Origin of the sequence: Bradyrhizobium erythrophlei (assembly GCF_900129505.1) — a bacterium.
In the GTDB taxonomy this organism is placed as follows: domain Bacteria; phylum Pseudomonadota; class Alphaproteobacteria; order Rhizobiales; family Xanthobacteraceae; genus Bradyrhizobium; species Bradyrhizobium erythrophlei_D.
This window is the reverse complement of sequence record NZ_LT670818.1, coordinates 1044812-1065268: the sequence shown is the minus strand read 5'-3', so window position 1 is coordinate 1065268 and position 20457 is coordinate 1044812. Positions and strand designations below refer to the sequence as shown.

Sequence of the window (20457 nt, the reverse complement as noted above, 5' to 3'; positions counted from 1 at the left end):
CTACTCCGCCGCCTGTTGCTTGACCGTCGGCTCGGTGCCGGCCACCGTGGCGCGGCGCATGTCGCGGGGCTGCGACTGGTCGTAGCGGCGGACGCGGTGCATGGTCTGGCGGTTGTCCCACATCACGAGGTCATGCAGCGTCCATTTGTGGACGTGGACGAATTGCGGCTGCGTGGCGTGCTCGGTGAGGTCGCGCAGCAACAGCCGCGCCTCCGGCACGCTCATGCCGAGGATCGCGCCGGCATGCGACGACAGATACAGCGACTTGCGGCCGTGCACCGGATGGGTGCGCACCAGCCGCTGCAGCACTGGCTTGAACATCTGCTTTTCTTCCTCGGTGTAGTCGAGGAAACCGAGCGATCCCCGCGAATACGTCAGCGAATGTTCGCAGATCATGTCCTCGATCTCGGCCTTGGTCTCATCGTCGAGCGCGTCATAGGCCGCGCGCATGTCGGCAAATTCGGTGTTGCCGCCCTTGGGGTTCACCACCCGCGCCGACAGCAGCGAAAATTTCGCAGGGATAGGGCGGAACGAACTGTCGGAATGCCAGAGGCAGTTGCCGAGATTGAACAGATGGGTGCGGTGATCTTTCGGCAGAGGCTTGCCGTCCTTGCCGAGATTGGAGACGTCGTTCAGGCCGGAGGTCAGCCGGTAATCTTCCTTCTTGGTCACGGTGCCGCCGCGCGCCTTTTCGCGCTCGCCGAAATTCAGCGCGAACGCCAGTTGCTGCTCGTCCGAGATGTCCTGGTTGCGGAACAGCAGCACGGCGTATTTGTCCATGCCGGCTTCGATATCCCTGGCCTCAAGCGGCGTCAGCGGTTTGCGCAGGTCGACGCCGGACACCTCGCCGAAGAAATGCGGGTGAAGCTGCCGGATCGTGACGGTCATTGGCGTTTTCTCCTGGTCGAGGGAGGCGGTTACCCCCGCTCCATTTTCCGAAAAAACTACTCCCCGAGACGACCATGTCAACGCTTGGCGGCGCATGTCCGCCCTCAGGCGTTGCGTGCCATCAACCCGCCGTCCACCGGAATGATCGCCCCGGTCAGGAAGGAGGCTGCCGGCAGGCACAGGCTCAAGGTCATGTGGGCGACTTCCTCGGGATCGCCGTAGCGGGCAAGCGCGGTGCGGCGTTTGGCATAGATGGTCTTGTGCTCCTCCGAAATCCGCTCCGTGATCGCGGTCCTGATCGGCCCCGGGCAGATGCAGTTCACGGTGATGCCCTCGCGGCCGAGTTCGACCGCAAGCGATCGCGTCAGTCCAACCACGCCGGCCTTCGCCGCCGAATACGGGCTGTGCAATGCGGTCGCGCCGAGCGCCTCGGTGGAGGCGATGTTAACGATCCGCGGCGATTTCGAGTTACGCAGATAAGGCAATGCGGCGCGGATCACGCGCTGATGCGCGGTCAGCATGACGGCGAGCCCCTTCGCCCAGGCGTTGTCATAGCTGTCATCGTCGATCGCCACCCGCACCGAAATGCCGGCATTGTTGATCACGATATCGAGCCCGCCGAAATGCGTGGCGATGTCGACGACGACGGCGTTGATCTCGTCGCGCTCAGCCACATCGAGCCGCCACGCCTTTGCCGTTCCGCCGCTCCCCGCGATTTCGGCGGCAACCGTCTGCGCACCCTCGGCCGTAAAGTCGGTGACCGCGACATTGGCGCCTTCGGCGGCGAACACGCGCGCGGTGGCGCGGCCCATGCCGCTGGCTGCGCCGGTGATGAGGACGGTCAATCCCTTGACCGAGCGGCTGAGTTGCTTGAAATCGGACATGAAGTTTTCCTTGTTTTTCTCTGGTGCTTCTTCCCTGGCGTTTCTTCTGGAATGTCAGCTGCTATGCTTTGACAGTCATCAAAGGCGAGGTCGACGATGAACGAACTGGATTTCAGCGGCAAGCAGGTTCTCGTGGTCGGCGGCTCCAGCGGCATCGGCAACGGCATCGCACAAGCGTTTCGCGCCAAGGGCGCGCGCGTGCAGGTTTGCGGCACAAGGGCGCGCGCCACCGATTATTCCTCCGCCGAGGGATCGCATCTCGACGGCCTCGATTACGCGCAGCTCGACGTCAGCGACGCCAGGGCGATCGAGAATTTCAAGCCGTCATTCGAGCGGCTCGATGTGCTGGTGCTGGCGCAGGGAGCGGTGATCTACCGCCGCGGCGAATTTGAAATGGACGGATTTCGCAAGGTTCTCGAAGTCAATCTCATGAGCCTGATGGCCTGCGCTCGAAAATTCCACGACCTGCTGAGCGCGAACTGGGGCTCGCTGATCATCGTCAGCTCGACCGCCGCCTATCATTCGACCAAGGGCAATCCGGCCTACAACGCCTCCAAGACCGGCGCGATGGGGCTGACCCGGACGCTGGGCCAAGCCTGGGCCGAGGACGGCATCCGCGTCAACGGCATCGCGCCCGGACTGGTCGATACCAAGATGACGAAAGTGACGACGTCGAATCCGAAGCGGCTGGAAGGCGCGATCGAGCGCATTCCCTTGAAGCGTCTGGGCACGCCAGCCGACATGGCGGGCGCGGCACTGTTTCTGGCTTCGCCGCTTTCCTCCTACATCGTCGGCCAAACGCTGGTGGTCGATGGCGGGCTGATCTTGTAGGCGCGGAACCGGATCGCATTTCATCGGTTAGCTCCCGACAAGATCAAGGAGTGACCGCGATGGACAAGGATCGGATTGCCGGCTCGGCCAAGGATTTCGCCGGGAAGGTGGAAGGCGCGGTCGGCGACATGGCTGGCGATGCCAGGACCCAGGCCTCGGGCCGCGCCCGCGAGGCCACTGGCTCCGTGCAGAACCTCTACGGCCAGGCCAAGGATACCGCGCGCGACGCCACTGACGCCGCCGTCGGCTACGCCAGGGATGCCTATGACAACTCAGGCGAGACCTTCCGCGATGGCTCGCAGGCGGTGGCGAAGAAGGTGCAGGACAATCCGCTCGGCGCGCTCCTGATCGCCGGCGGCATTGGCTTTGCGCTGGCGATGCTGATGACGCGCCCGCCGCGCCGCCCGCCGCCGCGCTGGCGCTACTAAGGCCAGCTTCGAAAATCAGCCCGTCATTCCGGGACACGCGTTTACGCGTGGACCCGGAATCTCGGTGTTGTTGACCAAAAATTTTCGTCTGGAGATTCCGGGTTCGCATCGTTGATGCGCCCCGGAATGACGGCTGCTGCTATCGGTCAAAAAAAGCCAGGCACCCAGGCTGACCGTCCGACATTAGCCGGCGGCCGCGGAGGACCGGCTGTGGGCGCACGCGGCGCTGCCGGCCTTTTCGGCCCATTGCCGAAGCTGAAAAAGTCCCGCGCCTGCGCCGGCGTGCCCGATTGAACCGGAGGCGGCGGCTGCTTCTTAGGCTTCGGCGTCGCGCCGGGCGTGCCGGGTGCTGCCACCGTTCCATCCGGTGCGACCGCGGCGACCGGCGTTTCGCCGTTGACCTGTTCGCGGCCGACTTCGCGGCGCGGCCAGACGAAATCGTCGGCGCGGCCGGCGGGCGGCGCCAGCGCTTCGCCTTTCACCAACGTCCGTGCCGCCAGTGCATCGACCGCGGCCGGGCGCGAGCCGGGGCCGCCGAGCAATTGATCGGTGCCGACGGAAGATGCCACCAGCGGCAGGATCGGCCCCGCGAGCGGACGCGGCGCCGGCTGGCCGGGCTGGGCGTTGGCGTCCGGCGTCGCCGGTTCGGTCGGCAGCTCGATCGGCGCGGAACGCGAGGCCAGCAGCCGCGTGATCTCGCGCTCGACATAATGGGCGAGCTTGCGCGCGCCCGGTTTGGTAAAATACACGCCGTCATAGGAACGCAGCTGCCGGATCTGGCCTTCGAAGTCGGGACCCTTCTGCAGGAAGCGGCCGGCCTCGTCGACAAATCCGTCCCAGACATCGACATAGGTGATGCCCGCCTTGCCGGCGACGTCACGATACAGCGCATCCAGGAACAGCATGTCCGCCGTCGCCTTGGGGCCGCGCACCGCCGGCAGGCCGACCCACAGCACCGGCACGCCCTTGGTTTTCAGGACGCCGATCATCTCCTCGATCTTCTTGCTGTAGAGCTCGACCCAGCGCTCCTCCCGGAACTGATAGACGCCGTTCGGCGAGCGCGTGCTCTTCTCCGGCGCAAGGGTCGGTGTGTCACCGTCGGCGGCATCGTCCGGCGACAATTCGGCATCGACGGCCTTGTCGTCAGGCTTGGCCGCATCGGCGCCGGGCTTCGTGTCGCCAGGCTTGGCATCGGTCTTGGCGTCCGATTTTGCATCCGGCTTGGCCTTGGGGTCTTTCTTGTCGGCCTTTTTGTCTGATGCCTTGTCGGATTTGTCGACGGCGGGCTCGCGGATCGGCTGGCGATCGTCGAGCCCGAGCATCACGACAATGGCGTCGGGCTTCTCGGTCGCGAGGATACCTTTTGCCGCCGCAGCCCAATCGGCCGGATCGCCCTTGGGTTGATATTTGATCAGGCCGGACACGGTCTTGTGCCGGCGGATCACGCCCATGTCGGGCTGATCGGCATAGGCGTCCTCGAGGCCATAGGCGAGCCAGTCCGCCATGGCGTCGCCCAGCACCAGCACGTTGCGCTCCGGCACGGTGTCGCGCTTCTCCGGCGGCGGCGCCTTGGAATAATTCTCGACCCGCTTCGGCGCCTGCTGCTGCTGCTGGAACGGCGTGAACAGGTCGCCCCCGAACCAGCCGCCGCCTCCGCCATACGGGCGCTGCTGCTGTGGCTGCGGCCGTGGTTGCCATCCGCCGAAATTGAAGAATTGCGCCGATGCTGGTCCGGCGAGCCCGACCAGCAGCGCAACCGCGACCGCCAGCGCGATCAAGGGGCCGGTCTCGGTGAACACCCGGAAGAAGGATCTTGGCTCTTGCATGCAGCTCGGTCGCAATGAATCGCGGTACCAGCCAGTATAATAGCGGAATCAGGCCGCACGCGGGCAGATTTCGCGCCATAAACCGGCCATCCGCGGCTTCCGTCAAGCGCGCTGCGGGATTGTCGTCCGCACGGTTACTTTATTGCGTTTTCGAGCGAAGTGGAGGCCGGTTCGCCTGAAGAAAACGCGTCAAATAAAGGATATGGCCCCGCAAAAATCGGCCGCTTACCGCCCCCTCAACCGCTCCAGCACGTCGGAGGAGGCAAATCCGTCGGCGGGCGCCCCGATCGAGGCCTGGAAGCCGCGCAGCGCTTCCCGCGTCTCACCGCCGAACTGGCCGTCCGGGGTACCGCGATAGAAGCCGCGCTGCGCCAGGAGCTGCTGCAGTTCCAGCCGCTCGGCCCGCGACAATTCGCGCTCCTGCCGCGGCCAGGGCTGCACGAACGGCGTGCCGCCGCGCAAACGGTCGGCGAAATGACCGATCGCCAGCGCATAGGCCTCCGCCGGGTTGTATTTCATGATCACCCGGAAATTCTGCAGCATCAGGAAACCGGGCCCTTCGGCGCCGGCGGGTGCCAGCAGATAGGCCTTCTCGGCAGGCTGCGGGAACGGCTGGCTGCCGGCGCGGGTGAGGCCGAGATGTTCCCATTGCGAAATCGTCATCGCCTTGGCCCGGTCCGCCAGCATGTAGTTAAAACCCTGGGGGACCACGACCTCATAGCCCCAGGTCTGGCCAGTCTGCCAGCCGTCCTTCTTCAGGTTATTGGCGGTCGAGGCGATCAAATCGGCGGCGTCGTCGACCACGTCGCGGCGGCCGTCGCCGTCGGCATCCACCGCGTAACGCTTGAACGCGGTTGGCATGAATTGCGTGGGACCGAACGCGCCGGCCCAGGAGCCGCGCATCTGTTCGGGGCGGAGATCGCCGTGGTGCAGGATTTCCAGCGCCGAAAGGAACTCGTCCTTGAAGTATTTCTGGCGGCGGCCGACGCAGGCAAGCGTCGCGGTGGACTGCACGACGTTGCGGTCACCCATCTGGGTGGAATAGTTCGATTCGATGCCCCAGATCGCGGCGATCGCATAACGGTCGACGCCATAGGCCTTCTCCGCCGCGTCGAATTGCGGCTTGTATTTGGCGAGGATCTCGCGGCCTTTGGCGAGTCTGACATCGTTGACGAGAATGTCGAGGTAATCCCAGATCGATTTGGTGAATTCCGGCTGCGAATCCATCAGATCCATCAGCCGCAGATCGGGCGTGAGGCCGGCGGTAAAGCGCTCGAAACTCTCGCGCGAGATGTTGCGGCGCGCGGCGTCGGGCCACATCGAGGCGACGCAATTGTCGAAATTCGCCGCCGCTTCCCGGATCGCCGATGCGGTCATCAGCGGGTGGCCGGAGGCGCCGTCCTCCCCGCTCCAGGGAGGGGCTGCGCCAGTGCCGGCGGGCGGTGCGCTTTGCGCCTGCGGCGAGGTACCGGGAGGCTGGCCGGGCGGCGCGCTCTGGTTGCCCCTGGAAAGTGAGCCAGTAAAGAGGTTGTCGAGGAAGCCCAGCGGCCCGCCGCCGCTCGACGACTGCGCATGCGCCTGGCCAAGCACCAGCAACGCTGCGGCGATGGCCGCCGCGCCGGTTCCCAGCTTTGCCAAACGTCCCGTCCGTTGCGTCATGTCTCACCCGTCCTGCCCAACATCCCGCTTTCAGGAGGCCTCGGGGCGGTTTCCAATAGATTAACAGAGGCGAGATTTTGTTTGGGGGGAAAGTTGCGCGCTCCGGGCTATCGGCAGCCTCCCTGGCCCTGCCAAACGGCGAGAACGGACCCGTATTTGCGGATTTACCTAGGCAATTTGTAGGGCATCGCCATCCGCACATCCGCCTTTGTTCCCGGCTGCAAACGAGCTACCAACGTGCGATCAAGCTCATCCGCCCTTCATTCTCTCAAGGCATTCCCGAACCCATGAAAATCCGCAAAGCCGTTTTCCCCGTCGCCGGCCTCGGTACCCGCGTCCTGCCCGCCACCAAGGCGATGCCGAAGGAAATGCTGACCATCGTCGACAAGCCGTTGATCCAGTATGTATTCGACGAGGCCAAGGAGGCCGGCATCGAGCATTTCATCTTCGTCACCGGCCGCAACAAGGGCGTGATCGAGGACCATTTCGACCGCATGTACGAACTGGACGCCACGCTCGCCGCGCGCGGCAACAAGAAGGCCGAGCAGGACATCCTGGCGCGCGACCAACCCGCGGCCGGCGCCACCAGTTTTACCCGGCAGCAGGCGCCGCTGGGTCTCGGCCACGCGGTCTGGTGCGCCCGCGACATCGTCGGCAACGAACCGTTCGCGGTGGTGCTGCCGGACGAGCTGGTCTTGAACACGCCGGGCTGCCTCGCGCAGATGATCGAGGCCGCGAACAAGCTCGGCGAGAAATCCAATTTGATCGCGGTGGAGGAAGTGCCGGCGGACCTGACGCACCAATACGGCATCTGCGGCGTCGGCAAGCGCCACACGCACGGCAAGATGTTCGAGGTCAACGGCATGGTGGAAAAGCCGGCCAAGGGCACCGCGCCGTCAAATCTTTCGATCACCGGTCGCTACATCCTGCAGCCGGAGATTTTCAAGATTCTCGAAACCCAGGAACGCGGCGCCGGCGGCGAGATCCAGCTCACCGACGCCATGATCGGGCTGGCCAAGACGCAAAAATTCTTCGGCGTCGAGTTCGAAGGCGAGCGGCACGATTGCGGCTCGAAGTCCGGATTCCTGCGCGCCAATATCGCCTTCGGCATGGCGCGCGCGGATCTGCGCGACGGCCTGCGCGAGGAGATGAAGAAGTATCTGGCGAAGTGAGGTCGGCGCCGCCGATCCAGCCGCATTCGTCGTCATCCGCGAAAGCGGATGATCCAGTACTCCGCGGCGCTGACCGCGCGAATGGCAAGAATGCCTTGCAAACGCATAACGGCCTGCCGCTACCGCCGAGGGGACACGTGAACGACTACGACGCGCTGCGCGATTATCTGAAAAAGCAGAAGCTTCCCGAATTCGTGCTGAGCTTCGAAGCGATCGAGGAGATCATCGACGCGGCCTTGCCGCGCGCGGCGCAGCGGGCGTCGTGGTGGGAGACCCTGCGCAGCCCGCAGGAAAAGATGCCGCAGCGCGAGGCCTGCCTCGCCGGCGGCTACATCGCCACCCGGCTGGCCGACGGCAAGAGCGTGCGGTTCAAGCGGATGAAGTAGGGCGGTTGGCTTGCGCACACTGCCTGCCAAGCGCCTCGCCCGTCATCACCCGCGAATGCGGGTGACCCAGTATTCCAGAGACGTGAGATGGAGTCGGAAGGCCGCGGCGTACTGGTTCCCCCGCTTTCGCGGGGGATGACGGCCAATGGTGGAATGGCGTGTGTGCGCCACGCGCGGCGAGTGCTAGCTCGCCGCCTCGAGCCGCTCTTCCGTCAACAGCCGCATCGCGGCGTCGGCGTCCATCGGCTCGCCGAACGCGAAGCCTTGGGCGTATTCGCAGCCCAATTGGTAGAGCTCGACCGCGTCCGAATCGGTCTCCGCGCCTTCGGCGACCACGTCCATGCCGAGGTCGTGGGCGAGCGCGATGATCGATTTCAGGATCACCGGCCGCGTGCCGCGGCTGGTGGTGCGCACGAAGGACTGGTCGATCTTGATGGTGTCGAAGGGAAACCGCTGCAGATAGGCCAGCGACGAATGGCCGGTGCCGAAATCGTCCAGCGACAGCCCGGTTCCCAATTCGCGGATCCGCGTCAGCATCTGGGCGGCGTGCTCCGGATTCTCCATCACAAGCGATTCCGTCAGTTCGAGCTTGAGCGTGCCGCGCGCCACCGAGGAGCGCGACAGCACGGTGCGGATATCGTGGATCAGATCGTGGCGCAGCAATTGCCGCGAGGAGACGTTGACGCTGGCGAAGATCGGCTCGCGCGAGCGCATCGCGCGCTGCCAGATCGCGAGCTGTTTGGCTGTCTGGTCCAGCACGAACATGCCGAGATCGATGATCAGGCCGATTTCCTCGGCGATGGCGATGAATTCCACCGGCGACATCCGCCCGAGCTTGGGATGATCCCAGCGCGCCAGCGCCTCGAAGCCGGCGATCGAACGGTCTTCCAGCCGCACGATCGGCTGGTACAGGATGGTGATTTCCTCGCGCTCGATGGCGCGGCGCAATTCGCTTTCCAGCGTCAGCCGGTCGGTTTTTCGCGCCCGCATCGCGGGCTTGTAGACGTCGATACGGTCGCCGCCGATCCGCTTGGAGTGATACATCGCAAGCTCGGCGTCCTTGATCATCTCGTCGGACAACTGGGTCTGCGGATCGGACAGCGCCAGGCCGATCGAGGCGGTAAGGAAGATTTCGCGGTCGTTGAAGGCGATCGGCGCGCGGATGGTCTTGCGGATGGTCTCGGCGAAGGCGGTGATGCGCGCCGGATCCTGTTCCGACATCAGGATCAGGCCGAACTGGTCGCCGGCGAGCCGCGCCAGCGTGTCCTGGGGCTTCAGGATGCGGGACAGCCGCCGCGCCAGCGTCAGCAGGATCGAATCGCCGACCGCGATGCCGACGGAATCGTTGACCTGCTTGAAGCGGTCGAGGTCGATCACCATCAAGGTCGGCCGCAGGTTCGGCATGGTCTTGGCGAAATTGGCCACCGCGCCGAGGCGGTCGATGAACAATTTCCGGTTCGGCAGGCCCGTGAGATTGTCGTGCACGGAGTCGTGCAGCATGCGCTCCTCGGCGTTCTTGGCCTCGGTGACGTCGGTCAGCGTGCCCACCACGCGCGAGACCTCGCCGTCGGAGCCGACCACCGGGCGCGCCTTCAGCGCGAACCACATGAAGTGGCCGTCGGGGGTGCGCAAGCGGAAGTCCTGTACGAGGCGGCCGCGGCGCTGGTCGAGCACGCTGTCGAGGGCGGCGCGGAAACGGTCCTGGTCGAGCGGATGCAGCACCTCGAGCCATTTCGCGGCCGGGCCTTCCAGCGTGCCGCGCTTGAGGCCGAGCAGCGCTTCGGTCTCGGGGCTGGTGAATACCTTGTCGGCGGAGACGTCCCAGTCCCAGATCAGGTCGCCCGAGCCGGTCAGCGCCAGCGCCCGGCGCTCGACGTCGGATACTACGCCGGTGGAGGCGCCGCCGCCCGCGAAGGCGTGCTGCATCACCGTAAACCCGATCAGCATCACGATCAGCACGAGGCCGCCGAGCAGCGCGGGGCCGACGATATCGTTGGTGACGCTGCCGCCCACCGTCATGCCGGCCGCGATCACCCAGACCACCAGCAGGAACCAGGTCGGGATCAACAATACCGCGCGGTCGAAGCCGTGGGTCGAGAGATAGACGATGAGGGCAAAACCGGCGAACGCGATCAGCACCAGCGACATTCGCGCGATGCCGGAGGCGACCGCGGGATCGAACAAGGCGAGCGCCACCAGCGAGCCGAGGAAGGCGAGCCACCCCACGGTGATATGGGAATAGCGCACATGCCAGCGGCTGAGATTGAGATAGGCGAACAGGAACACCAGCAGCGTCGCGGCCAGGATCGCTTCGCCCGCCGCGCGCCACACCCGCTCGGCGTTGTTCGACATGTCGAGCACCTTGCCCCAGAAGCCGAAATCGACGCCGATATAGACCAGCACCGCCCAGGCCAATGCGGCGGCGGCGGGAAACATGATGCTGCCCTTGACCACGAACAGGATGGTCAGCACCAGCGCCAGCAGGCCGGAAATGCCGATCACGATGCCCTGGTACAGCGTGAACGAGTTGACCTTGTCCTTGTAGGCTTCGGGTTCCCACAGATAGAGCTGCGGCAATTTATCGGTGCGCAATTCCGCGACAAAGGTGATGACGGCGCCGGGATCGAGCGTGACGCGGAAGATATCCGCGGTCGGGCTCTCCTGCCGCTCGGGACGGTCGCCGGTCGACGGCGTGATGGTGGCGATGCGCGACAGGCCGAGGTCGGGCCACAACAGGCCCGAGGACACGATGCGGTAATGCGGCGCCACGATCAGGCGATCGAGTTGGTCGTCGGTGTTGTTGGCGAGCGCGAACACCACCCAGTTCTGTCCGCCTTCGCGGGCGCGCACCTCGATGCGGCGGACGATGCCGTCGGTTCCCGGTGCGGTGGAAACCTGGATGCGGTCGCTGTCGCTGTGCTGGTGATCGAGCACCGCGGTGAGGTCGATGGCAGGCGCGTCGCTACGGACGCTGACGGCGTCGAGCGCGCGGGCCGGCTGCGCGGCGGCAAGAATCACGAGGCCCAGCACCAGTGGCGCAAGGCATCTGATCAGTCGCAATGTCAGTACTCCGCGATCAACGAACGTTCCCGGGCGAAGCGAACACCCGTCGTGCCCGGATAAATGACATGAAAGCGAAGGAAATCAAAGGGTTTCCGGTCGCCCTTGGTTTGCGAAGCGCTAAACGGTCAACACAATTTTGCCAATATGTTCGCTGCTCTCCATGCGCCGGTGTGCGTCGGCGGCCTTTTCCAACGGGAATGTGCTGTCCATCAGGGGCTTTATGCGTCCCTGCCGCAATAACGGCATGACCTTGGCCTCGATCGCCGCGACCATCGCCGCCTTATCCGCATTGCTACGGGGGCGCAGCGTCGAGCCGGTATGGTGCAGCCTCTTGACCATCAGCTTGGCAAAATTGACGGTGGCCTTGGGGCCGCCGAGCACCGCAATCTGAACGATGCGGCCGTCGACCGCGGCAGCTTCGTAGTTGCGCTCGATGTAGTCGCCGCCGACCATGTCGAGGATGAGCTGGACACCCGCGCCATCCGTGGCGGTCTTAACTTCAGTGACAAAATCCTCGGTCTTGTAATTGATGGCGCGGTCGGCGCCGAGCTTCAGACAGGCGTCGGCCTTGTCTTTCGACCCGACGGTGACGATCACCTTGGAACCGAACGCCTTGGCGAGCTGGATCGCCATGGTGCCGATGCCGGACGAGCCGCCATGGATCAGGAGCGTCTCGCCGGGCTTCAGCCCGCCGCGCTCGAACACATTGTGCCAGACCGTCATCAGGGTTTCGGGGGTGGCGCCGGCCTCCTGCATCGACAGCGCCGGCGGCACCGCCATCGCCTGGGCATCTTGCGCGATGCAGTATTGCGCATAGCCGCCACCGGCCACCAGCGACATCACCTTGTCGCCGATCTTGTGCCGGGTTGAGCCCGCGCCGACCGCGGCGACTTCGCCGGCCACTTCGAGCCCCGGCAAATCGCTGGCGCCGGGCGGCGGCGGATAGGAGCCGGAGCGCTGCGCGACGTCGGGGCGGTTCACGCCAGCCGCGGCAATCCTGATCAGGATTTCGCCCGGGCCGGGCGAGGGCACCGGGCGGCTTTCGGGAACGAGCACCTCGGGGCCGCCGGGCTTGCTGATGCCGACAACGGTCATTTGCGCGGGCAGCTTTTCCATGATTTGTCCTTGCGAAACGCTGAGAATGGGGCGGCACTTGTTAGCCAGCCGCGCTGCGGCTGGCAACCGACTCTCGGGAAGCTCGAACACGCGAGGACAACGCATGGCGATCGAGGACGACGACAAGCCGAGGAAGAAAGTCACCCACGAGATCGGGCAGGACCTGTCGCTCTTGTCGGTCGAGGAATTGACCGAGCGCATCGCGCTGATGAATTCGGAGATCGAGCGGCTGCAGGTCGCGATGGCCAAAAAGCGCGCGTCCAAGGATGCGGCGAACAGTTTTTTCAAAACGTAGACCCGTCGAGGGCGTGATCCCTCGCCACGTCGTCCCGGCGAACGCCGGGATCCATACGCCGTGACCCGTCGCTTGGGCGATGGTGGGAGAGACCTTCTTCAAGAATGAGCACGTGTGGTTATGGGTCCCGGCGTTCGCCGGGACGACGCGGTGTGAGAGCGTCGCATCCGCCAACGGCGCAGTGCGGCGATCGTGTCCCGTGCTCGGCCAATGGCCGACATGGCAAATGAAGGCTTAAAAAAATCGCTCGTTTACGATCGATTAAGCTTTCTCGTCTATGACTGGGCTTGTCCTCGTTTGGACACCGAGTGGCTCCTGTCCACTCTGTTTGACGCCTCCCTGTTATCAACTTCAAAGCCGCCGGAAACGGCGGCTCTTTTTTGGTGCCTTGCTTTTGGCGTCTTCCTCACCACGCTGGAAACCATAATCAGGCTTGCGGCTGGACTCTCGTGTCCGGGCGCGCAATGATTTGTTCATCATAAAGCCCGGCGCGTTTGCAAAGCCGGCCCAGCGTAATCAGTGGCGTGAGGCGTTAACCATGTCGGACCGTTCGCAAGGCGAAACAGCTCTCGTACAATTCAGTGAGCGGCTTACCAATTCCGCGGCGTTCGGTACCCTGTTCCGGGAAGGCATGGACCTGGTCGAGGAGACCGCGGCCTATCTCGACGGGGCCGGCCGCACCGAAGCCAAGGCGCTCGACCGTGCCGTCAGCCTCACCTACGCGACCGAAAGCATGCGGCTGACCACCCGCCTGATGCAGTTGGCCTCCTGGCTCTTGCTGCATCGCGCGGTGAAGGAAGGCGAGATGACGCTCAGCCAGGCCAATCGCGAAAAGACCAAGGTCAAGCTCTCCGCCGCCGATCCCGGCCCGGAGGAGATGGTCGAAAAGCTGCCGGAACAGTTGCAGGAGCTGATCGCGCGTTCGATGGCGCTGCAGAGCAAGGTCCGACGGTTGGATAGCACCATCCATACCCCACCGACCGAGCGCACCGCGATCGGCAATCCGCTGGTGCCGCAGCTCAACCGCCTGAAGGCGGCGTTCGAGCAGTAATTTAACCCGACACCACCGCACGAAAAAACGCCCCGGCCTGCCAGGGCGTTTTTTCTTGATCAGTCCGCGAAGGAGAGGGTGAGGCCTCAATCCTTTTTGAGAAAGCCCGAAAACTTCTTCTGGAACCGCGAGACGCGGCCGCCGCGATCGAGCATCTGCTGGGTACCGCCGGTCCAGGCCGGATGCGACTTGGAGTCGATATCGAGGTTCAGCTTCTCGCCTTGCTTGCCCCAGGTCGAGCGGGTCTGGTACTCGGTCCCGTCGGTCATCACGACCGTAATCATATGATAATCCGGGTGAATTTCGGCTTTCATGACATATCCTCTGGCGCGCCGGCGCCTAAAAATCGATTGTGCGGGGACGGATTTGCGCCGCTCTATAACGCTTTAGGCCCCCCAAAACAAGCCAGCGATCTCTGGGATCATACGGATTTGCCTCCGCGGGCAGCGCGGCCTATCTGGGAGACGGCAGATAGAATGGTTCAAATCCCATGAGCGCAGTGGAACGGCTTGAAGACGGGCTTGAAAAGGCCCCCGGCGAAACGCCACCGCGCGGGGCGGGGTCATCCGACGCGTCCGCCATCGAAACACAACCGAGCGCGCCGCCTGCCAAACGCCCCGCGCGGCTTCGGCCGCTGCTGGCGCTGGCACCTTACGTCGGGCGGTATCGCGGACGCGCCTTTCTCGCTCTGATCGCGCTGACGGTCGCCGCGATCACGACACTGGTGGTGCCGGTCGCGGTGCGGCGGATCATCGATTTCGGCTTCTCCGCCGAAGGCATCGCGCTGATCAACAGCTATTTCGGCGTGATGATCGTGGTGGTCGCGTTATTGGCGGGCGCCAGCGCGTCGCGGTACTATCTGGTGATGACCATCGGCGAGCGCATCGTCGCCGATCTCAGGCGCGACGTGTTCGCGCATCTGATGTCGCTGTCGCCGGCCTTCTTCGATTCCTCGCGCTCGGGCGAACTGATCTCGCGGCTGACCGCCGACACCACCCAGCTCAAATCCGCGGTCGGCGCCTCGGTCTCGATCGCGCTGCGCAACCTGATGCTGTTCTTCGGCGCCAGCGCGATGATGGTGATCACGAGCCCGAGGCTTTCGGGCTTCGTGCTGCTGGCGATCCCGCTGATCGTGATTCCGCTGGTGGCGTTCGGGCGCTGGGTGCGGCGGCTGTCGCGCAACGCCCAGGATACGCTGGCGGAGGCGACCGCCTATGCGTCCGAACTGGTCGGCGCGATCCGCACCGTGCAGGCCTACACCAGCGAAAAGCTGGCGGATGCGCGCTTCGGCGGCGAGGTCGAGCAGGCCTACGAGGCGGCGCGCACCTCGACCCGCGCGCGCTCGGTGCTGACCGCCATCATCATCTTCATCGTCTTTACCAGCGTGGTGGCGATCCTGTGGATCGGATCGCACGACGTGCTGGCCGGCACCATCACGCCGGGCCGGCTCGGCCAGTTCGTGCTGTATGCGGCGTTTGCGGCCGCGGGCCTCGGCCAGCTCAGCGAAGTCTGGGGCGAGGTCTCGGCGGCGTCGGGTGCCGCGGAACGGTTATTCGAGATACTGCACGTCAAATCGCAGGTCGCAGCGCCCGCCGCGCCGCTGGCCATGCCGGTGCCGGCGCGCGGCGACGTCAGCTTCGACAACGTCGCCTTTGCCTATCCGACGCGGCCGGGTGCGATGGCGGTCGACGGCGTTTCGCTTTCGGTGCGCGCCGGCGAAAAGGTCGCCATCGTCGGCCCCTCGGGCGCCGGCAAGAGCACGCTGTTTCATCTCTTGCTGCGGTTCTACGATCCCCTGACCGGCACGATCTCGCTCGACGGCGTGCCGATCAAGGCGGCCGATCCGCGCGAGCTGCGTTCGCGCATCGCGCTGGTGCCGCAGGAATCGGTGGTGTTCGCGACCAGCGCGCGCGAAAACATCCGGTTCGGGCGGCCCGATGCCAGCGATGCCGAGGTCGAGCGCGCCGCCGATCTGGCCCACGCCACCGAATTCATCCGCCGGCTGCCCGGCGGCTTCGAGGCGCAGCTCGGCGAACGCGGCGTGACGCTGTCCGGCGGCCAGCGCCAGCGCATCGCGATCGCGCGCGCGATTTTGCGCGACGCGCCGCTGTTGCTGCTCGATGAGGCGACCTCGTCGCTCGATGCGGAGAGCGAGACGCTGGTGCAGACTGCGCTGGAAGAACTGATGCGCCACCGCACCACGCTGGTGATCGCGCATCGGCTTGCCACCGTTTTGTCGTGCGACCGCATCATGGTGATGGAGCAGGGCCGCATAGTCGAGCAAGGTACCCATGCCTCGCTGGTCGCCGCCAACGGGCTTTATGCCAGGCTGGCGCGGCTGCAGTTCGAGGGCGTCTGAGGCAGAGGCCGTCACGCCCTCCACCGCTTTCATCGCCCGCGAAGGCGGGCGATCCAGCACGCCGCGGCTTTTCGATGCTATCTCACGCGGCGGCGTTTACTGGATACTCCGCTTTCGCGGAGTATGACGACGGGGTGCGATGTTGCGCCGCGGACAACATCACCCCTTCCACTCCATCTTCAGCACCGGCCGTCCCGAGGTCGGATTCACGTCCTCGCCGGCATGAACGAACCCGTTGCGCTGGTAAAACCGAATGGCGCGGGCGTTGTCTTTGTTGACCAGCAGCGTGATGCGATCCGGCGACCGGTGCTTTGCCTCGTCGACCAGCATGGTTGCGAGGTTCGAGCCCCAGCGGTCTGGAGCGACCACCAGCTGATCGAGATAGCCCGAGGCGTCGATGGTGACGAATCCGACCAGTGCGCCGTCCTGCTCCGCGACGACGATCGCGGCCTTCGGCACCAGTTCGCCGCACCAGCGCTCGCGCCACCACGGCACCCGCGCGGCAAAATCGATCGAAGGATAGGCCTGCTGCCAGGTTTCCCGCCACAGTTCGATGGCGGCGCCTTCGTCGTCGTTTCGATAGGGACGAAGGTAAAACGTCTCCGCCACTTACCGTTCCGTCAGCTTCAGCTCGATGCGGCGGTTGCGCTTGTAGGCGTCCTCGGTGGCGGCGGTGTCGAGCGGCTGGAACTCGGCAAACCCGGCGGCGACCAGCCGCTGCGGCGGCACGCCGAGCGAGACCAGGTACTGCACCACCGAGATCGCGCGTGCCGACGACAATTCCCAGTTCGACTTGAAGATCGGGCTGTTGATCGGTCGCACGTCGGTGTGGCCGTCGACCCGCAGCACCCAGGCGATTTCGCTCGGGATCTGCTTGTCGAGATCGGTCAGGGCGCTCGCCACATTATCGAGTTCGGCGCGGCCTTCGGGCAAAAGCACCGCCTGTCCGGTGTCGAAAAATACTTCCGACTGGAAGACAAAGCGGTCGCCGACGATCCTGATGTCGGGCCGGTTGCCGAGAATGGTGCGCAGGCGGCCGAAGAATTCCGAACGGTAGCGCGACAATTCCTGCACCCGCTGCGCCAGCGCGACGTTCAGGCGCGAGCCGAGATCGGCGATCTTGTTCTGCGATTCCTTGTCACGCTTCTCGGAAGCATTGAGCGCATCTTCGAGCGCCGCGAGCTGGCGGCGCAGCGCGCCGATCTGCTGGTTCAGCACTTCGATCTGCGCCAGCGCGCGTGCCGATACGCCTTTCTCGGAATCCAGCGCCTTGTTGAGTTCGTTGGCGCGGCCGGCGGCGTCGTTGCCGGCGCCGGCCAGGCCTTCATAGAGCCCCCTGACGCGATCGCGCTCGGACTCCGCCGTCGCCAGCCCGGCGCGGAGCTGCGAGATTTCGTCGTCGAGACTGATCTTGCCGAGCTTTTCCAGCGACAGCAGATCGTTGAGCTGCGCGATCTTGGCGTTGAGCAGCTCCAGCGCCTTGTCCTTGCCGGTGATCTGCTGCGACAGGAAGAACTGCACCACCAGGAACACCGAAAGCAGGAACACGATCGAGAGCACCAGCGTCGACAGCGCGTCGACGAATCCCGGCCAGTAATTGAATCCAGTTTCGTTGCGGCGGGCACGGGCGAGGGCCATTTTGAAAATCCTCCGCGAATGTCTTAGCCTCTCCCGCAGGGAGAGGTCGGCGCGTAGCGCCGGGTGAGGGGTTACAGACTATCGATAGACCGTAACCCCTCACCCCAACCCTCTCCCAGAGGGAGAGGCGGCGCACTTCCGCTGTTGCAACGTCTCGTATCCAACTAACTCTTCTCGGGCTGGCGCGCGAGCCGCTCGAGCAGTTTCTTGATCTCGCGGTTCTGCTCGCCCTGGCCGTCGGCCCATTCCCGGATCATCTGCTGCTCGGTGCGCATGTGCGCGACCAGGCCCTGGATCGCCTCGGCGAGATTGGCCATCGCTGCCGTGGTGCCGCGGCTGGCGCCGCCTTCTTCGAGCGTCGACCGCAACCGTTCGACCACGGCCTGCAATTCGCCCCCGGAAGCGTCGCCGCTTGAGCCCTCGCCGGAATATTCCCGCACCGTGGAGGCAAGCCAGTCTTCGAGGTCGGTATAGAAACGGTTCTGCGCCTGGCTCGACTGCAGGTCGAGAAAACCGAGGATCAGGGAACCGGCGAGGCCGAACAGCGAGGATGAAAACGAAATGCCCATGCCGCCGAGCGGCGCGGCGAGGCCTTCCTTCAGCGTGTCGAACAGCGCGCCGGCGTCGCCGCCGACCTTCAGCCCGTCGATCACCTTGCCGACCGAGCCCACGGTTTCGATCAGGCCCCAGAAGGTGCCGAGCAGGCCGAGAAACACCAGGAGGCCGGTCATGTAGCGGGAAATGTCGCGCGCCTCGTCGAGCCTTGTCGCGATGGAATCCAGGAGATGCCGCATGGTCTGCTGCGAGATCGACATCCGCCCGGTGCGCTCGCCGCCGAGGATCGCCGCCATCGGCGCCAGCAGGGTCGGGTGCCGCTCGACCGCGAGGCCCGGATCGGCGATGCGGAAATTGTTGACCCAGGCGACCTCGGGATAAAGCCGGATCACCTGCCGGAACGACAGGATGGTGCCGACCGCGAGCACCATGCCAATCAGCGCGTTGAGGCCGGGATTGGCGAAGAACGCGACCACGATCTGCTTGTAGAGCACGACCGCGACCAGCGCGCACAGCACCAGAAACACCAGCATTCGCACCAGGAAGATCCGCGGCGAGGACAATTTGGTCAGTGCGATCTCCATCGCGGAGCGGGGTGAGGAGCCTGAAGGCATTGCCGATGTATCCGTTGCGAGGAGGCGGTTTCGAGGCACCAATATGGCACAGCGCGGCGCAGAGAAAAGCTAGTTGCTGTCCGATTGGGGCGGAAAAGGGAACTTCGGCGCGAAACCCGGCTTAGGTCTGTGCGTATTTCACAAATCTTTGCCGCCTGAGGCGGTTAACGGAATTTTTGCATGACGGTTGGGTATCCCGAAGCGCTGGCCGGGATCGGGGTGTCGCCGTCGATCCTGATGGCGATGGCCTGGCTGGCGTATCCGGTCAGTCGTGCACTTCCCCGTTCTTTCCGCTGTCACCGCACAAGGGAGTGGTCATATGAGCGTCGTATCCAGGATGATCGGCACCGCCGAGCGGGTGCCGCTGCCTGACCTCGTGATTCGCGCCGCCGTGCAGCGGCTGTGCTCGCGCACCGCGACGCGGCTCGCGAGCGGCAACGCCGACAGCGACGCCTGCTTTGCCGGCGAGATGGCGGCTCGCGCCATTGCCGAGTACACCGAGGCGGCCAACGCCTCGCATTACGAGGTGCCGGCTACCTTCTTCGCCCGCGTACTCGGCCCGAATCGCAAATATTCGTCGTGCTTCTACAAGGAGCCTGAATCGACGCTGCAGGAGGCGGAGGAAGAGGCGCTGCGCCAGACCGCGCGCAAATAACCTGTTTGCCGTCATCGGCCAGGTGCAGCGTATGTCGGGAGTCCGCCTGGCCGTTGCCAGCGGTATCAGGAAGCGGACAGCCTAGAGCATGATCCGGAAAAGTGGGAACCGGTTTTCCCTCGACAAACGCGAAGCGTTTGCTCGGAGATCATGCTCAAACAAAAGCTAGAGTGGGATGACGATTCGAAGATAAAAGTCACCCCGCCCTAGAACGACAACACGGTCACTTCCCCAGCGGCTTCAGAATCTTCAGCAGCTCGGCATGGATCGCTTCATTGCCGCTGATCACGTTGCCGCTCGTCAGCGCATCGTCATTGCCTTCGATGCCGGAGACGGTGCCGCCGGCCTCGCGGACCATGATCTGGCCCGCCGCCATGTCCCAGGACTGCAGATTGCGTTCCCAATAGCCGTCGAGCCGGCCGGCGGCGACGAAGGCCATGTCGAGCGAGGCGGCGCCGAAGCGGCGCAGGCCCGCCACCCGGTTCTGGATTTCGATCATTTCGCGGCGGGACAAATCGTGGTCGCCACGGCCGATATGCGGCAGGCCGCAGCCGATCACGCAGTCGCCGAGCTGGCGGCGGCCGGCGACGCGCAGCCGCTGGTCGTTGAGAAAGGCGCCCTTGCCGCGCTCGGCGATATAGAGCTCGTCGTTGGCGGGATTGTAGATCACCCCGGCAATGATGGTGCCTTCGCGCTGCAGGCCGATCGAAATCGCGAATTGCGGGATGCCGTGGAGGAAATTGGTGGTGCCGTCGAGCGGATCGACGATCCAGGTGTGGGTCTTGTCCTGGCCTTCGCGCGCGCCGCCTTCCTCGCCGATGAAGCCATAGCCCGGCCGCGCCTTGGTGAGGTCCTCGAGCAGCATCTGCTCGGCGCGCTTGTCGGCGAGGCTGACGAAATTGGCCGGCCCCTTCAGCGATACCTGAAGGTTCTCGATTTCGCCGAGGTCGCGTTTGAGGCTGCGGCCGGCGCGTCGCGCGGCTTTGACCATGACGTTGATAAGGGCTGAATGCAGCATGATCTCGGCTCAAGGCGAC

At 64.8% G+C, this 20457-nt stretch carries 19 protein-coding genes and 1 pseudogene; 9 read left to right on the top strand and 11 right to left on the bottom strand.

Translation table 11 applies throughout. The features are described from left to right. Nucleotides 1–888 carry a TauD/TfdA dioxygenase family protein gene (locus B5525_RS05060; RefSeq protein ID WP_079565020.1) on the bottom strand — a complete coding sequence of 296 codons (888 nt, stop codon included), beginning with the start codon at nt 886–888 and terminating at the stop codon, nt 1–3. 104 nt (nt 889–992) lie between these two features. Further along, the gene (locus tag B5525_RS05055; protein WP_079565019.1) at nt 993–1772 is read right to left on the bottom strand and encodes an SDR family NAD(P)-dependent oxidoreductase; all 780 of its coding nucleotides are present in this window, start codon (nt 1770–1772) and stop codon (nt 993–995) included. A gap of 96 nt (nt 1773–1868) precedes the next feature. Here B5525_RS05055 and B5525_RS05050 point away from each other — a divergent pair, with 96 nt between their 5' ends. Next, on the top strand, nt 1869–2603 hold the full coding sequence (locus tag B5525_RS05050) for an SDR family NAD(P)-dependent oxidoreductase (RefSeq protein ID WP_079565018.1): 735 nt from the start codon (nt 1869–1871) through the stop codon (nt 2601–2603). Between the two features lie 59 nt (nt 2604–2662). After that, complete coding sequence (locus B5525_RS05045; protein ID WP_079572957.1) at nt 2663–3031, top strand: CsbD family protein; 369 nt, start codon at nt 2663–2665, stop codon at nt 3029–3031. 146 nt (nt 3032–3177) lie between these two features. Here the strand turns inward: B5525_RS05045 and B5525_RS05040 are convergent, their stop codons facing one another. After that, nucleotides 3178–4857, bottom strand: coding sequence for an SGNH/GDSL hydrolase family protein (locus B5525_RS05040; protein WP_079565017.1), 1680 nt, complete (start codon nt 4855–4857; stop codon nt 3178–3180). 225 nt (nt 4858–5082) lie between these two features. Then, nucleotides 5083–6516 carry a lytic murein transglycosylase gene (locus tag B5525_RS05035; RefSeq protein ID WP_079565016.1) on the bottom strand — a complete coding sequence of 478 codons (1434 nt, stop codon included), beginning with the start codon at nt 6514–6516 and terminating at the stop codon, nt 5083–5085. Nucleotides 6517–6803: 287 nt separating this feature from the next. Here B5525_RS05035 and B5525_RS05030 point away from each other — a divergent pair, with 287 nt between their 5' ends. Both B5525_RS05030 and B5525_RS05025 read left to right on the top strand, forming a co-directional pair. After that, a complete protein-coding gene (locus tag B5525_RS05030; protein WP_079565015.1) occupies nt 6804–7688 on the top strand; it encodes a UTP--glucose-1-phosphate uridylyltransferase in 885 nt (294 codons plus the stop codon). Between the two features lie 137 nt (nt 7689–7825). Next, the gene (locus B5525_RS05025) at nt 7826–8074 is read left to right on the top strand and encodes a DUF7662 domain-containing protein (protein ID WP_079572955.1); all 249 of its coding nucleotides are present in this window, start codon (nt 7826–7828) and stop codon (nt 8072–8074) included. 183 nt (nt 8075–8257) lie between these two features. Here B5525_RS05025 and B5525_RS05020 read toward each other — a convergent pair whose 3' ends face one another. Beyond that, on the bottom strand, nt 8258–11134 hold the full coding sequence (locus B5525_RS05020) for an EAL domain-containing protein (RefSeq protein ID WP_079565014.1): 2877 nt from the start codon (nt 11132–11134) through the stop codon (nt 8258–8260). Nucleotides 11135–11254: 120 nt separating this feature from the next. Then, a complete protein-coding gene (locus B5525_RS05015) occupies nt 11255–12253 on the bottom strand; it encodes an NAD(P)H-quinone oxidoreductase (RefSeq protein WP_079565013.1) in 999 nt (332 codons plus the stop codon). A 103-nt stretch (nt 12254–12356) separates the two neighbouring features. Between B5525_RS05015 and B5525_RS05010 the strand changes: the two genes are divergently transcribed. The 3 genes from B5525_RS05010 to B5525_RS05000 all read left to right on the top strand — a co-directional run bounded on the left by B5525_RS05010 (nt 12357) and on the right by B5525_RS05000 (nt 13599). Next, nucleotides 12357–12548 (top strand): DUF1192 domain-containing protein, encoded by a 192-nt coding sequence (locus tag B5525_RS05010; RefSeq protein WP_079565012.1) that lies wholly within the window; start codon nt 12357–12359, stop codon nt 12546–12548. 210 nt (nt 12549–12758) lie between these two features. Then, complete coding sequence (locus B5525_RS05005; RefSeq protein ID WP_079565011.1) at nt 12759–13016, top strand: hypothetical protein; 258 nt, start codon at nt 12759–12761, stop codon at nt 13014–13016. A gap of 70 nt (nt 13017–13086) precedes the next feature. Further along, complete coding sequence (locus B5525_RS05000) at nt 13087–13599, top strand: DUF1465 family protein (RefSeq protein WP_079572953.1); 513 nt, start codon at nt 13087–13089, stop codon at nt 13597–13599. Nucleotides 13600–13685: 86 nt separating this feature from the next. Here B5525_RS05000 and rpmE read toward each other — a convergent pair whose 3' ends face one another. Next, nucleotides 13686–13913 (bottom strand): 50S ribosomal protein L31, encoded by a 228-nt coding sequence (rpmE, locus tag B5525_RS04995; protein ID WP_079565010.1) that lies wholly within the window; start codon nt 13911–13913, stop codon nt 13686–13688. Between the two features lie 176 nt (nt 13914–14089). Here rpmE and B5525_RS04990 point away from each other — a divergent pair, with 176 nt between their 5' ends. After that, a complete protein-coding gene (locus tag B5525_RS04990) occupies nt 14090–15958 on the top strand; it encodes an ABC transporter transmembrane domain-containing protein (protein ID WP_079565009.1) in 1869 nt (622 codons plus the stop codon). Between the two features lie 159 nt (nt 15959–16117). Here B5525_RS04990 and B5525_RS04985 read toward each other — a convergent pair whose 3' ends face one another. The 3 genes from B5525_RS04985 to B5525_RS04975 form a co-directional block, all read right to left on the bottom strand. Beyond that, nucleotides 16118–16567, bottom strand: a complete 450-nt coding sequence (locus B5525_RS04985) for a GNAT family N-acetyltransferase (RefSeq protein ID WP_079565008.1) — start codon at nt 16565–16567, stop codon at nt 16118–16120. Beyond that, a complete protein-coding gene (locus tag B5525_RS04980; protein WP_079565007.1) occupies nt 16568–17596 on the bottom strand; it encodes a peptidoglycan -binding protein in 1029 nt (342 codons plus the stop codon). A 164-nt stretch (nt 17597–17760) separates the two neighbouring features. Continuing rightward, nucleotides 17761–18765, bottom strand: a complete 1005-nt coding sequence (locus tag B5525_RS04975) for a flagellar motor protein MotA (RefSeq protein WP_079565006.1) — start codon at nt 18763–18765, stop codon at nt 17761–17763. Nucleotides 18766–19084: 319 nt separating this feature from the next. On the opposite strand from B5525_RS04975, the pseudogene B5525_RS04970 reads away from it, so the two are divergent. Then, nucleotides 19085–19408: pseudogene (locus B5525_RS04970) on the top strand (SAM-dependent methyltransferase); the annotation flags it as partial. Between the two features lie 235 nt (nt 19409–19643). On the opposite strand, the gene B5525_RS04965 reads toward B5525_RS04970, so the two are convergent. Next, the gene (locus B5525_RS04965) at nt 19644–20438 is read right to left on the bottom strand and encodes an inositol monophosphatase family protein (protein ID WP_079565005.1); all 795 of its coding nucleotides are present in this window, start codon (nt 20436–20438) and stop codon (nt 19644–19646) included. Nucleotides 20439–20457 lie beyond the last annotated feature (19 nt).

Coding starts and splice junctions, on each gene's coding strand:
- B5525_RS05060 (WP_079565020.1), bottom strand. CDS start 888: ATGACCGTCACGATCCGGCAGCTTCACCCGCATTTCTTCGGCGAGGTG.
- B5525_RS05055 (WP_079565019.1), bottom strand. CDS start 1,772: ATGTCCGATTTCAAGCAACTCAGCCGCTCGGTCAAGGGATTGACCGTC.
- B5525_RS05050 (WP_079565018.1), top strand. CDS start 1,869: ATGAACGAACTGGATTTCAGCGGCAAGCAGGTTCTCGTGGTCGGCGGC.
- B5525_RS05045 (WP_079572957.1), top strand. CDS start 2,663: ATGGACAAGGATCGGATTGCCGGCTCGGCCAAGGATTTCGCCGGGAAG.
- B5525_RS05040 (WP_079565017.1), bottom strand. CDS start 4,857: ATGCAAGAGCCAAGATCCTTCTTCCGGGTGTTCACCGAGACCGGCCCC.
- B5525_RS05035 (WP_079565016.1), bottom strand. CDS start 6,516: ATGACGCAACGGACGGGACGTTTGGCAAAGCTGGGAACCGGCGCGGCG.
- B5525_RS05030 (WP_079565015.1), top strand. CDS start 6,804: ATGAAAATCCGCAAAGCCGTTTTCCCCGTCGCCGGCCTCGGTACCCGC.
- B5525_RS05015 (WP_079565013.1), bottom strand. CDS start 12,253: ATGGAAAAGCTGCCCGCGCAAATGACCGTTGTCGGCATCAGCAAGCCC.
- B5525_RS05010 (WP_079565012.1), top strand. CDS start 12,357: ATGGCGATCGAGGACGACGACAAGCCGAGGAAGAAAGTCACCCACGAG.
- B5525_RS05005 (WP_079565011.1), top strand. CDS start 12,759: ATGGCCGACATGGCAAATGAAGGCTTAAAAAAATCGCTCGTTTACGAT.
- B5525_RS05000 (WP_079572953.1), top strand. CDS start 13,087: ATGTCGGACCGTTCGCAAGGCGAAACAGCTCTCGTACAATTCAGTGAG.
- rpmE (WP_079565010.1), bottom strand. CDS start 13,913: ATGAAAGCCGAAATTCACCCGGATTATCATATGATTACGGTCGTGATG.
- B5525_RS04990 (WP_079565009.1), top strand. CDS start 14,090: ATGAGCGCAGTGGAACGGCTTGAAGACGGGCTTGAAAAGGCCCCCGGC.
- B5525_RS04980 (WP_079565007.1), bottom strand. CDS start 17,596: ATGGCCCTCGCCCGTGCCCGCCGCAACGAAACTGGATTCAATTACTGG.
- B5525_RS04975 (WP_079565006.1), bottom strand. CDS start 18,765: ATGCCTTCAGGCTCCTCACCCCGCTCCGCGATGGAGATCGCACTGACC.
- B5525_RS04965 (WP_079565005.1), bottom strand. CDS start 20,438: ATGCTGCATTCAGCCCTTATCAACGTCATGGTCAAAGCCGCGCGACGC.